Source organism: Priestia flexa, assembly GCF_021441905.1.
Lineage (GTDB): Bacteria > Bacillota > Bacilli > Bacillales > Bacillaceae_H > Priestia > Priestia flexa.
In genome coordinates, this window is record NZ_CP090431.1 from 125,698 (window position 1) to 137,766 (window position 12,069).

Annotated in this window: 12 protein-coding genes; 10 read left to right on the forward strand and 2 right to left on the reverse strand. The window is 38.2% G+C overall.

Annotated features, from left to right (window positions below; genetic code table 11):
- Positions 1 to 216 precede the first annotated feature (216 nt).
- From LZP85_RS00600 to LZP85_RS00625, 6 genes are all read left to right on the forward strand, one after another.
- Positions 217 to 1,479 (forward strand): Y-family DNA polymerase, encoded by a 1,263-nt coding sequence (locus LZP85_RS00600; protein ID WP_234561920.1) that lies wholly within the window; start codon positions 217 to 219, stop codon positions 1,477 to 1,479.
- Between the two features lie 18 nt (positions 1,480 to 1,497).
- Entirely contained in the window at positions 1,498 to 1,830 is a 333-nt protein-coding gene (locus LZP85_RS00605; protein ID WP_206833646.1) for a YolD-like family protein, read from the forward strand.
- Positions 1,831 to 1,975: 145 nt separating this feature from the next.
- A complete protein-coding gene (locus tag LZP85_RS00610) occupies positions 1,976 to 2,497 on the forward strand; it encodes a WGR domain-containing protein (protein ID WP_318246977.1) in 522 nt (173 codons plus the stop codon).
- A 154-nt stretch (positions 2,498 to 2,651) separates the two neighbouring features.
- Positions 2,652 to 3,572, forward strand: a complete 921-nt coding sequence (locus LZP85_RS00615) for a DoxX-like family protein (RefSeq protein WP_206833648.1) — start codon at positions 2,652 to 2,654, stop codon at positions 3,570 to 3,572.
- Complete coding sequence (locus LZP85_RS00620) at positions 3,569 to 4,246, forward strand: DUF4166 domain-containing protein (protein ID WP_206782842.1); 678 nt, start codon at positions 3,569 to 3,571, stop codon at positions 4,244 to 4,246. The genes LZP85_RS00615 and LZP85_RS00620 overlap by 4 nt, the downstream gene beginning before the upstream one ends.
- A gap of 15 nt (positions 4,247 to 4,261) precedes the next feature.
- Complete coding sequence (locus LZP85_RS00625) at positions 4,262 to 5,965, forward strand: YndJ family protein (protein WP_206782843.1); 1,704 nt, start codon at positions 4,262 to 4,264, stop codon at positions 5,963 to 5,965.
- 14 nt (positions 5,966 to 5,979) lie between these two features.
- On the opposite strand, the gene LZP85_RS00630 is transcribed toward LZP85_RS00625, so the two are convergent.
- Positions 5,980 to 6,282, reverse strand: a complete 303-nt coding sequence (locus LZP85_RS00630) for a hypothetical protein (RefSeq protein WP_206782844.1) — start codon at positions 6,280 to 6,282, stop codon at positions 5,980 to 5,982.
- Positions 6,283 to 6,403: 121 nt separating this feature from the next.
- Here LZP85_RS00630 and LZP85_RS00635 point away from each other — a divergent pair, with 121 nt between their 5' ends.
- From LZP85_RS00635 to LZP85_RS00650, 4 genes are all read left to right on the forward strand, one after another.
- The gene (locus LZP85_RS00635; RefSeq protein ID WP_206782845.1) at positions 6,404 to 7,723 is read left to right on the forward strand and encodes a hemolysin family protein; all 1,320 of its coding nucleotides are present in this window, start codon (positions 6,404 to 6,406) and stop codon (positions 7,721 to 7,723) included.
- A gap of 213 nt (positions 7,724 to 7,936) precedes the next feature.
- Positions 7,937 to 8,422 carry a DUF2975 domain-containing protein gene (locus LZP85_RS00640; RefSeq protein ID WP_206782846.1) on the forward strand — a complete coding sequence of 162 codons (486 nt, stop codon included), beginning with the start codon at positions 7,937 to 7,939 and terminating at the stop codon, positions 8,420 to 8,422.
- Positions 8,423 to 8,432: 10 nt separating this feature from the next.
- The gene (locus LZP85_RS00645) at positions 8,433 to 8,657 is read left to right on the forward strand and encodes a helix-turn-helix domain-containing protein (RefSeq protein WP_138117430.1); all 225 of its coding nucleotides are present in this window, start codon (positions 8,433 to 8,435) and stop codon (positions 8,655 to 8,657) included.
- A gap of 458 nt (positions 8,658 to 9,115) precedes the next feature.
- Entirely contained in the window at positions 9,116 to 10,357 is a 1,242-nt protein-coding gene (locus LZP85_RS00650; protein ID WP_206833649.1) for an MFS transporter, read from the forward strand.
- 166 nt (positions 10,358 to 10,523) lie between these two features.
- On the opposite strand, the gene LZP85_RS00655 is transcribed toward LZP85_RS00650, so the two are convergent.
- Positions 10,524 to 11,885 carry an MFS transporter gene (locus LZP85_RS00655; RefSeq protein WP_234561922.1) on the reverse strand — a complete coding sequence of 454 codons (1,362 nt, stop codon included), beginning with the start codon at positions 11,883 to 11,885 and terminating at the stop codon, positions 10,524 to 10,526.
- Positions 11,886 to 12,069 lie beyond the last annotated feature (184 nt).

The window sequence follows — 12,069 nt, forward strand, 5'->3', positions numbered from 1 at the left end:
GAGATTAAACTTGCCCCAAGTGTGGTGGATTTAAAGAAGGATAATACATAGAAAATAGTAAAAAGAGTAGAGTTAATTCTGCCATCCGGCTTTGTTAAGTCTGAAATCAGCTTCATTTCCGTTTGAGATAGTTCAAAAAAATTCATTGATTAAAGAACACTTGTTCTTATATAATAAGAACAAGTGTTCTTTAATTTCTTTTGAGGAGTTATTTTCATGGATTATGGTCAGTTACCGAACAGAGTCATTATTTGTATTGATATGAAGGCATTTTTTGCATCGGTTTCTTGCGTGATTAGGGGATTGAATCCACTGAAAGTAAAACTTGCTGTTGTGGGAGACACGAAGCGGCCTGGCTCGGTTGTTTTAGCAGCCACACCCTTGTTAAAGAAAGAAGGAATCAAAACCGGCAGTCGGCTGTTTGACATTCCTAAAAGAAAAGACGTTTATGTGGTGAACCCATCTATGAAGCGCTATATCAAGGCTTCTAACTATATTTCAAGCTTGGTACTACAGTATGTAGCGCCTGAAGATTTTCATGCATACAGCATTGATGAATTGTTTATTGATGTGACAGCTTCTCTACATTTATTTGCCAAAACTCCTGAAGAATTAGCCCATCGAATACGTGATGAAATCTACCAAAAGACGAGGCTAACAGCCACTGCAGGAATAGGCCCCAACCTCTTATTAGCTAAAATCAGCTTGGACCATGAAGCGAAGAACAGCTCATCGGGCGTTGCCTATTGGCGCTATGAGGACATTCCTATTAAACTATGGTCAATTCATCCATTGAAAAACTTCTGGGGGATTTCATCGGCTACGGAAAAACGATTACACCGTTTAGGCATTACGACTATAAAAGAGCTTGCGCTTTCTTCCAAAGAGATGTTGAAAAAAGAGTTTGGTGTTATGGGAGAAGAGCTTCACCAACATGCTAACGGAATTGATTTTAGCCGTATTTCTGACGTGTATGTTCCAAGCTCTCGTTCTTTTGGAAAGAGTCAAATTTTATTTCAAGACTATACAAGTCGAAAAGAAGTGGAACTTTTGCTATTGGAGCTGTTAGATGACGTCTGTTTTCGATTGCGTATGCACCAAGTGGTGGCTCAAACTGTTCATTTATCCATTGGCTACAGTAAGCAAAAAGGAGGATTTTCCAAGCAAAAGAAAATGATGCGGGCGTCAAACTTGACCCAAGATATCTTTCCATATTGTTTAACAATCTTACATACATTTGATAGTGGAATGCCTATTCGATCGATTGGTATTTCGCTATCAAAAACAAGCATTCAAAGAGAAGAGCAAATGAGCTTATTTGAAGATAGTGATCAGCGTGAAAGAGCCTACGCGCTTTCCAAAACGGTTGATGATATTCGGCTACGCTACGGAAAGAACAGTATTCTACGAGCTTCAAGCCATCTCGATCACTCAACAGCTCACTATCGAAATGGCCTCATTGGGGGGCATAAAGCATGATAAGAAAGAGGGGATTTTATGCAAAATAGAGGAATGAAAAAATGGCGACCATTTGCAACAATGCCAGAGCAATATATAGGTATACAAAACATAATTAATAAACAATTAGAAGTTTCACAGCCAGTTTTAGCCGAAGATCAAATAGAGCACATGAACTTTACTTTAATTGAAGCATTACATGCAAATCGAAAAGTTTATCTTACATACTACAAGCAAGGGCATTATATAACGGAAACAGGATTCATTCAGTTTGTCGATTCATTGAGGGCCATTTTTGTTTTTATTGACGATGCATTAGGAATAAAGCGTAAAATGAGATTAAGTGAACTAATTGATGTTCGGTTTGTGTAAAGCAATGTCATTTAAAAACCACATATTTTTATGAAATGACAGTGACTATTTTAGTTTGTAGTCAAAAAATAGTAAAAAATTTTTCAAAATAAATAGTATAATTTACTTAACAAAAGTCATATAGGGGGTAAGGGTCTTGATCAAGATGCTGAAAGAAGTAAACGATGAGCTGCTTTATTGGGAAGTTTGGGAAGATGAGAAGTCTTTATTGATTCATTTTGGACAAGTTGGAGATGTAGGTGAGATGCAAGAAAAAAAGCTATCACGACTTCATAACGCTGAAAAAATAATGGAAGCTCTCGCAGAAGCAAAAGTTGATGAAGGCTATGATTACATAGATGAAGATGAGCTTATCGAGCTGGTTGTACAGTATAGCTATGAAGATGGGGAAATGGAAGAAGTACTTGATAAGAGACATCACATTGAGGATTTAATGAATGAATGCTTAGGGTGGACAGGTAATGGCTTCTGCGATGGTGGAGACATTGGAAGTGGCACAGCGAATATTGTAAACTATGTGATTGATCCCGAGAAAGCCACTCAAACTATTATCCAAGATCTTGAAAAGAACAACGTGCTTGAAGGCGCAAAGATTGCCTATTTAGATGATGACAGCGATGAATACGTAGCGCTTTATCCAAAAGGAGCAGAGTTTGAATTAATTTAACATCGTTATTGATAAAAGGCATTTTGTTACTCCTTACATAAATAAATTTAGAAGAGTAGTAGTTACTCTTCTTTTTCTAGTTTTATCAAAAAGGACTTTCTATGAACATACTGAACTACTAAATAAGACAATTTATTAAAAAGAGGAGCATTGTATGGCGAAATCAAAGCCAATTTATGTGGAAATAGTAATTGATTGTGAAATGGAGAAGCTTTGGGAATATACGCAAAAACCTGAGCTACACCAGCAGTGGGATTTGCGATTTTCAAATATTGAATATTTACCGAAAGAAAAAGAAGAAGCGCCTCAGCAGTTTCTGTACCAAACGAATATTGGGGTTGGAATTAGCGTAAAAGGAACGGGAGAGAGCGTAAAAACGATTGAAAAAGATGACGAGCGCATTTCCTCACTAAAATTTTGGGCAGACCACCCAATTTCGCTAATTAAAGAAGGTAGTGGCTACTGGAAGTATATAAGAACTGATCGAGGCATCCAGTTTTTAACGCAGTATGACTATAAGACCCGCTTTAGTTTTTTTGACCGAGTGCTAGATGTCCTCTTTAAACCTCTGATGGGTTGGGCGACAGCTTGGAGTTTTGACTGTCTACGGTTATGGATTGAAAAGGAAATTCCACCGCGCATTTCGATAATGAAAACCCTGTTTCAAATCATTTTAAGTGGTATCCTTGCTTTTATCTGGATTTACCAAGGGCTTGTTCCTAAAGTTTTATATCAAGAAGCAGGCGAGCTGGCGTTATTAAAAGGAACAGGTTTACTTCAAGGAAAAGAAGAACTTTTTTTATACGGACTAGGAGCTGGACAAATTACCTTCGGCTTGCTTTTTTTAATATTTAGCCGAAGCAAATGGCTTCATTTGATAAATATTGTCGCGTTAATTAGCTTAGGTGTTGGCGCAGTAATGAGTGGAGGTAGTATCTTTGCAGCACCTTTCAATCCAGCCACCTTAACGCTTGCAATGATTGGCTACTCAGCAATGGCGCTTTTGAACTTACGCGATTTACCAAGCGCGTCAAGTTGCAAAAGGAAACGAACGACAAAAAGGGGAAAACAATGATTTCAATTTATGAACGAGCACTTGGAGAAGATTACAGTCGGCTTCATCCAGAACTTCAGAAGAAATTTGGCTTAACGAGCGAGGCTAGAACATCTATTATCTGTACTGGAGTGATGGAAGAAATATGGGGCGGAAAAGTTTATATGAAACCTTTTCTTCATCTAGGTGCACAGAAGAACATTACATTTTCAGAAAGAGGGAGAAATATCCCATTTACGTTAGAGAATTACGCGTATCGAAACGCACAAGGTCAGGAGTGCATGGCTTGGATTCGGAAATTTCAATTTGACACAGTACGCAATTTTGATGCCACAATGATCTATAGTTCGAAGAAGAAAGGAATTGTAGATTATCTAGGTATCGACCAAGACTTTGTCACGGATATTGATATTTCCGTGTTGGAAAACGGCGGGATTCGTTTACTTTCAGGACCGCTTACGTTTTCGAAAAAAGGTTTAAATCTAAAGATACCGGCCGTTTTTTCAGGTACAGCGGAAGCAATTGAGTGGTATGACGAAGAAAACGAGTGCTTTCACATTCATGTGGAAGTAACGAACGGAAGCTTTGGCACAGTATTTGGCTATAAAGGAACGTTCACGATTGAGTACGTGACTTGTGAAGATCCTCCCGCCTACGCAAAACCAAGGCGTGAAGCAGTAGTAACAGCGGTTTAGGAGGAAAGCTGAGTTATGAGAAAGTGCACATCCATACAAGCACTTATCGGATTTATTATGTGGCTAAGTTTCTTTCTAGCTATTGAGGTTAATCAAATTGAGCGGCTTTTACTATTTGCCATGCTCGTCATTGTACCGCTTATCTTAAACGTTATTGAAACAAGAAATCGCAATGGCGATATGTTTAAAACGTACATATTCAGCGTATATCTATATCCAATAGCCGCCCTGTTAGCTTGTTTGTCATTCTTTTTTTCCACAGGAATAACAGCAGGGTTATTATCGCTTGGTTGGTTAATATGGACAGCAATGGTGTTTTTATATGGTGCATCAAGGCTTTTGGCAAGAGGCCTTTATTTAATTGAAGAAGTAAGTATTGATATTGGGTTAATGTATCTCCTGCTTGGAGGAGCATGGTTTTCAACGTTTCGATTTGGCATCGACGTGATGTCATTTGGCCCAACAATTACGCTATTGACCGCTATCCACTTTCACTTTTCGGCTCTGATTACGCCAATCTTTATGGGTTTTTTTGGAAGGTTACTGAGGCAACGAGGTGAGAAACTACCAGTTATGTATCACATAGCAGCAATTGGTATTATGGTAAGCTCGATGGGTATTGCGGTTGGCATTACGTTTTCTCGATTGATTGAATTCGTGTTTGTTGTAGTGTTTGTCATTTGTCTGTGGATATATGCTTATTTTACAGTAGTAAGGATACGAACCTTAACCAAAAGCACAATTGCGTATGTTTTTCTTGTCTTATCATCGGGGACACTTTTGCTGACCATGCTACTGGCAGGGTATTATGGCTTATCACGCGTACTACACGTCGAGCTCATTTCAATTCCAAATATGGTGTCGCTTCATGGGATTGGAAATGCATTTGGATTTGTCTTTCTAGGGGTCATCGGCTGGTCTTTTATTCGTCCAAGTATGGTATTCAACCCATACGCAATGCCTACTAGCAATCTTTTTGGAAGGTGGAAAATTGGCGCTGATTTCTTTCAGCAGTACGAATCAAAAGATAGAAAGCATAACCACTATGAAGGGCTAGTAGATAACTTAGGTGAATTTCAGCAAAGAGGTTTCGATGCTCAGTCTGTTCATCCTACTGTTCGACATTTTTATGAACAAACGCTTGAATATGAGCTTCATTCTAAAACATATTGGCATAAAGGATTGGGTTTTCTATCCAGAATCTATAAGCAATTTAGCTCAAGTATTGAGCAAATTAACCTACCGCTTAATCATGAAACGGAAGAGCTAGTTGTGGATAGCAGAATTGTTGGAATTAGCAGTAAGCAAGATGGAAGGCAGAAAGTTCGAGCTTGGATTCGAACATCAAGAGAAACGAATAAAGCTGTTTTTGTCGCTGCGTATTCATCCCATGAATATCAGGAGAAAAAGTACTTAAATATTGCGCTTCCTCTACCGTCTGGCCAAATGACCGGCGTGCTGCGCTTTGAAAATCCACAGGATAAGCAGAGAGAAAGAGGCTTTATTTTAACTAGTCTAAAACAGTCAGGTGATAAAGGTGATGAAGGGATTTACTACGTAACAAAGTGGTTTACAATTCGCTTACCAATAAATGAGCATTTTACAGTATGGCCGGAGACAGGCTTACATCAAATCAAAGCTAGTCATAAAATGTGGATTTTTGGAATTCCGTTTCTTTCAATTGATTACACCATAAAAAAGCGTGAAGGTCTAGCATAAACCTTCACGCTTTTTTATTTGATCAACCAATCGCCATAATACTCGTACCATAAGTTATCTGCTGTAGCTATAATAACAAAAACGATAAAAAAAGCAGTAACTATTAACAACACCTTAGTACTCGTTTTCTTTTGGTACTTGTCAAACAGCTTGCTCGCCAAATTAAATACTAGGAAAAAGATAATTACTTTAATGATAATAGCGACGATAAGAGTTAGCGAAATGGAACCTTTAAGATAATCTTCAAGTACGAGATCCTGTACGAAATAAACGAACCAACTTAAAATAAAAAGTCCTAAAAACGTAAACCAGCGCATAGAAGCTCCTTTAAAATTAATTTATATTGATTTTACCATCAATGAAAAATAATGGTATTACTTATTGTTCAAGCGGGTAAGTTAACTGTATATTATTACGTTAAAGGCCGGTGAAAACCTCTTGAATAGTATTTGGGTTTCGATTGTTATTGTTTTAATCCTTATTGTCGCAAATGGACTCTTTGCGATGACCGAAATTGCAATTGTAACGTCTAAAAAGAATCGACTTGAAAAATTAAAAGAACAAGGTGACCGCAGAGCTGCATATGCATTAAAGCTTGCTGAGGATCCAAACCAGCTATTATCAACCATTCAAATTGGAATTACGTTAATTGGTGTAATAACGGGCGCATTTGGTGGAGCCACAATTGCTGGGCAGCTGTCAGGCTATGTAGAACGAATTGATGCTTTGTCTGCGTTTAGCTATCAGTTAAGCTTTATCATTGTGGTAGGTCTGTCTACATACTTGTCGTTAATTATTGGGGAACTGGTCCCAAAGCGAATTGGATTAAACAATCCAGAAAAAACGGCATCGATTGTGGCAAAGCCAATGTATTACTTCTCAAAAATTGGTAAACCTCTTATCTTTATCTTAAGTAAATCAACAGAGTTTGTATTAAAAGTGCTGAGAGTAAAGCCAAATGATGAGCCAGATGTAACGGAAGAAGAAATTACTCAGCTCATTGAACAAGGCGTGTATAGCGGAGTTGTTGAATCCATTGAACAAGATCTTGTGGAACAAATCTTTTACTTAGGAGATAAGCGATTAGGCGATATTTTAACACCACGCCCTCAGCTCGTATGGCTTGATTTAGAAGATCCATTAGAGGAAAACATTAGGATTATGAAAGAAAATTCATATTCTAGGTTTCCTGTAGGAGAGGGAACGCTTGATGATTTTAAAGGAATTGTTCATGCGAAAGACATGTTTGCAAAGCTAGTGTCTGATGAACACTTTGACTTAACGGAATGTATACGTCAAACAATCATTCTTCCTGAATCAATGAAAGCTTTTCAAGCGATGGAGATGTTGAAGAAATCTGCACACCACGAAGCGATTGTAATCGATGAATATGGAGGGGTGGAAGGATTAGTTACTCTTCACGATGTATTTGAACATATTATTGGTGAGATGCCAGAAGAGCACGAAACAGAGCTTCAAATTGTCCAGCGTAACGAAAATTCTTGGCTTGCAGACGGGCTGATTCCAATCGACACATTTGTGAGGTATTTCGACCTTGAAGGCGTCGAAAACCTAACGAGCAATAAAAATTTTCATACCCTTGGTGGTTTTATCACCAGCCAAAAGGGAGAAATTCCTAAAGTAAAAGATGAAGTTCGCGTAGGGGATTTGTTATTGGAAGTGGTTGATATGGATCAGTTTCGTGTAGACAAGGTGATGGTTTCAAGAGTTGAAGAAAGTTCATTAGGCGAAATGTAGCAATGGTATATAAAATAGTATGAAAAGCAGCCCATATTATACAAATATGGGCTGCTTATTTTTATTAGCATAGGAAAAAAGCAGATGAATGAACAAAAGCCTTTTATGATTTAACAATAATAAAATCATGAATAAAATAAAATATTTATTGAAAAACGATAAATGTTGAGTTACTATCATATTGTAAATAATAAATTAAGTGAGGTGCTTTATATGAAACAAGGATTATCAACGCTGTTCTTAAAGGTGGCTGTAATCTTTATTGGAATACCGGTTCTAGCTCTATGTGTATTTTTAGTTCCAGAGCTGGCGGATGTTACTGGAAAATTGCTTCCTGAATTTGCGTATATGAAATATTTTGTTTCCGTTGCGTTTTATGCTTCAGCCATACCTTTTTACTTTGCTTTATATCAAGCTTTCAAGCTTTTACGCTACATTGACAAAAGCAAGGCTTTCTCGGAGTTATCTGTAGAAGCTCTAAAGAAAATTAAGCATTGTGCCATTATGGTTAGTACGTTACATCTGCTTGTGTTGCCGTTTTTCTATCTCTTTGCGGAAAAAGATGATGCTCCTGGAGTCATTTTGGTTGGCTTAATTGTTCCCTTTGCTTCCATCGTTATCTCTGTATTCGCCGCGGTTCTTCAAAGAATTTTAAAAGAAGCAATTGATATCAAATCAGAAAATGACTTAACAATTTGAGGTGAAGAATATGGCTATTATTATTAATATCGATGTGATGTTAGCCAAGCGAAAAATGAGCGTAACTGAACTGTCAGAGAAGGTAGGGATTACAATGGCGAATCTTTCTATCTTGAAAAATGGGAAAGCAAAGGCGGTCAGGTTCTCAACATTAGAAGCCATATGTAAAGCTTTAGACTGTCAGCCAGGTGATATTCTAGAGTATCAAAGTGATGAGGATGTTTCAGACACATAGAAAGTAACTATTATCCGTGAGCAATCCTTCTTGTTTAGTCGGTAGAAGTTTAAACTGTAACTGTTTGCTCTTTTTAATGAATGAAATGCTCACTTAGTGCATACTAATTTTTAATGGCAGGAGAAGAGAGTTGTTAATTTCAAGAAAAAAGATAATTGTATCAAAAGGGCCTTTTTGCTATGATGATAGTATCTAATAAGAAATGGGGGTTTTTCTGTTGACAGCATCAATGAGATTACGTTTACCAATGTTCATTCGCTAATTGAATACTTGGAAGCTCTGCCTGCGCTCAGAGCAACGGAATTGGTCTGTCTATTTTTAAGAAAACCCTATATTTTACGGTTATTTTAAGAAGAGAGGAGAATATTCCTCTCTTTTTTGTTGTCTCAAAATAGGAGTGCATGGACGGAGTTAGTAAGTAAATGAGATAAAAATTGAATAGAAATGAGCTGTTAAATATGAATAGTGCAGAAAGTCATTTACAAGAGAACTGGTTAAAGAATATTATTCTTTTTCTCAGTAGCCAAACGATTTCACTGTTTGGATCGTCCCTCGTGCAATACGCTATCATGTGGCACATTACGTTAACCACGCAATCGGGCTTCATGATGACGTTGTACATTATCTGTGGATTTATTCCGACCTTTATTTTATCGCCCGTTGCTGGAGTTTGGGCGGATCGCTACAATCGAAAAGTTCTCATTATGCTCGCGGATGGATTAATTGCCACTGCAACGCTTGTTCTAGCAATCCTTTTTTTAATGGGATTTGATAGCATTTGGCTTCTTTTTGTGATGGCAGCAGTCCGTGCGTTTGGAGCAGGGATTCAAACACCTGCTGTTGGGGCCATCTTGCCACAAATTGTGCCAAAAGATAAGCTGACAAAAGTAAACGGAGCAAACGGAAGTATCCAGGCAATCATTATGTTTATATCGCCGATGGTTAGCGCTGCTTTACTTGCTACAGTGTCGCTTGAGATTATTTTTTTCATTGACGTCGTTACAGCAGCACTTGCCATTGTGACACTGCTTACCTTCGTGAAAGTTTCTGTGCATAAAAAAGCTGTGGGGAAACAGGAAGTAAGCTATTTCAGTGATTTTAAACAAGGAATTCGCTACGTGAATAATCATGCTTTCTTAAAGCAATTTTTCTTATTCTTTGCCGTTTTCTTTGTACTAATGGCGCCAGCTGCATTTTTAACCCCGCTTCAAGTGACGCGAAGCTTTGGCGATGACGTGTGGCGATTGACGGCAATTGAAATTGCATTTTCAGTTGGAATGATGATAGGTGGAGGAGTCATTGCAGCTTGGGGAGGCTTTCAAAACCGGATTAAAACGTTAGGATTAGCTAGCGTAATTATGGGTGTCTGTACGTTAGCTCTTGGTTTAGTTCCTATTTTTTGGCTGTATTTAGGGTTTATGGGGCTATTCGGGGTGGCTATGCCTATCTTTAATACGCCAGCTACCGTATTATTGCAGGAAAAGGTAGAAGAAGATTATTTAGGACGCGTATTCGGGGTGATGGGCATGATTTCTACGTCTATGATGCCGCTGGGAATGTTGGTTTTTGGACCTCTCGCAGACTGGATTAGTGTGGAATGGCTCTTGATTGGCACAGGGGTTTTTATTGTCATTCTCGCAATTTTCTTAGGGCAAAATAAAGTATTAATTGAATCTGAAAAAAATACGCTGAATGTTTAATAATGATAAGGTACAAGATAAATAGAAAAAACGAGATCATTTTACGTGATCTCGTTTTTTCTTATTTTATCGGTTTAAGATAAGGAACCATCTCTACTGTCACTCCAATAGACGTACCGTGAGCCTTAACCTTCGCGCTTTTCCTTCGCTTCTTACTATACGCTATTTAGCTTGAAATCTTTGATGCTTTAAAATGCACGGGTGCTGTTGTTCTTTCTTCTGTATGTCCATGGCGCTCTTGAACAAATAAAAGAGCGATACAACCGATGATACTAGGAACGGCAAAAGCCATGAATGCTTGCTGAGGAGCTAAGTTGGTTGTTAATAAGAAACCAATAATCACAGGAGCCAAAATAGAACCTACTCGACCGATTCCTACTGTTACACTTAATCCAGTGGTGCGAATTTCTGGTGGGTAGAACCCTGAAACATAAGGGTTTACTAAGTTTTGAGTTCCAGCTGTGCACGCACCGCTAATCGCAATTAAAACGTATAATAAAAGCTGATGAGCTGTGACGCTTAGCGAGATAAAACAAAGTGAACCTAGTAAAAACATGTATAAAAGAACTTTTCGATGACCGATGCGATCAACGAAATATCCGCCTAATAAAGAGCCTCCGATTTGGCCTACTCCTAAAACAAGACTAAAGGACAGGCTTGACGTAATACCATAACCGGCACCTTGCATAATTTTAGGTAGCCATGTGTTTAAACCGTAAATCATAAGGAGGCAGCTAGAGACAATAAGCCAAAAGGATACTGTGCTAATACCTCGCTTGTCAGAAAACAACTTTTTAACAGGAACCCCTTTTGCTTTTTCCTTCACGATCTCGTATTCAAAATCATCGGTTGCTTGGTAATTTCCTTTCGGATTAACTTTATTAAGAATATCCGCAATCTTGTCACCTTGGTTTCGCAGAATGTGAAACGATAGCGACTCTGGAAACTGTTTTAAAAATAAAGGCAAGGTGAGCAGTGGAATAACTCCTAGCCAATATAAAAAACGCCAACCTAAGTTTTCCATTAAATACATCCCTATAAGAGAAGCTAGTATTGCTCCAATTGAGTAGCCGCAGTACATCGTAGCAACGGTGAGAGCGCGATTTTTCTTAGGAGAGTATTCGGTCATCACTGCAATGACAGCGGGCATTAGTCCGCCCATTCCTAGCGCTGCGATAAACCTCATAATGGTAAAGGTAAGCGGGTTTGGTGCAAGCCCTGCTAAAAGAGAAAAAATGCTGAATATAGCCATGCAAATCGCTAGAATTTTTTTTCGACCAATTACGTCTGCAAGAGAACCGAGTAGGAAAGAGCCGAGCATCATACCAACAAGCGTATAGCTGCCGATTGCTCCTGCTTCCACGACGCTTAGTCCGTAATCCTCCATCATAAGCGGTAAACCTATTCCATAAAGTGCAATATCAAAACCGTCAAACGCAATGGCATAAAAACACCATAGAAACACGAGCAAATGAAACTTATTAAACGTACTTTCAGCAATGACCTGAGAAGTTTGAACAACGCGCATGAGATTCCTCCTGAAATTCTTGTATTTTAAGTTACTTCTAAACACCCTTAGAAAGCCCAACAATTTGTTTTATTGTATGTATCCTACCATGACTAAAGAGGTATAGTGTAACTGATAAAATGCATCAATTGGTATAGCTAAAAGATATAACAAATAAAAAACGAACAATGATTTGAACTTTTAA

What these genes read in the sequence shown, in the direction of transcription:
- LZP85_RS00600 (WP_234561920.1), top strand. Translation starts at nt 217, where the DNA reads ATGGATTATGGTCAGTTACCGAACAGAGTCATTATTTGTATTGATATG.
- LZP85_RS00605 (WP_206833646.1), top strand. Translation starts at nt 1,498, where the DNA reads ATGCAAAATAGAGGAATGAAAAAATGGCGACCATTTGCAACAATGCCA.
- LZP85_RS00610 (WP_318246977.1), top strand. Translation starts at nt 1,976, where the DNA reads ATGCTGAAAGAAGTAAACGATGAGCTGCTTTATTGGGAAGTTTGGGAA.
- LZP85_RS00615 (WP_206833648.1), top strand. Translation starts at nt 2,652, where the DNA reads ATGGCGAAATCAAAGCCAATTTATGTGGAAATAGTAATTGATTGTGAA.
- LZP85_RS00620 (WP_206782842.1), top strand. Translation starts at nt 3,569, where the DNA reads ATGATTTCAATTTATGAACGAGCACTTGGAGAAGATTACAGTCGGCTT.
- LZP85_RS00625 (WP_206782843.1), top strand. Translation starts at nt 4,262, where the DNA reads ATGAGAAAGTGCACATCCATACAAGCACTTATCGGATTTATTATGTGG.
- LZP85_RS00630 (WP_206782844.1), bottom strand. Translation starts at nt 6,282, where the DNA reads ATGCGCTGGTTTACGTTTTTAGGACTTTTTATTTTAAGTTGGTTCGTT.
- LZP85_RS00640 (WP_206782846.1), top strand. Translation starts at nt 7,937, where the DNA reads ATGAAACAAGGATTATCAACGCTGTTCTTAAAGGTGGCTGTAATCTTT.
- LZP85_RS00645 (WP_138117430.1), top strand. Translation starts at nt 8,433, where the DNA reads ATGGCTATTATTATTAATATCGATGTGATGTTAGCCAAGCGAAAAATG.
- LZP85_RS00650 (WP_206833649.1), top strand. Translation starts at nt 9,116, where the DNA reads ATGAATAGTGCAGAAAGTCATTTACAAGAGAACTGGTTAAAGAATATT.
- LZP85_RS00655 (WP_234561922.1), bottom strand. Translation starts at nt 11,885, where the DNA reads ATGCGCGTTGTTCAAACTTCTCAGGTCATTGCTGAAAGTACGTTTAAT.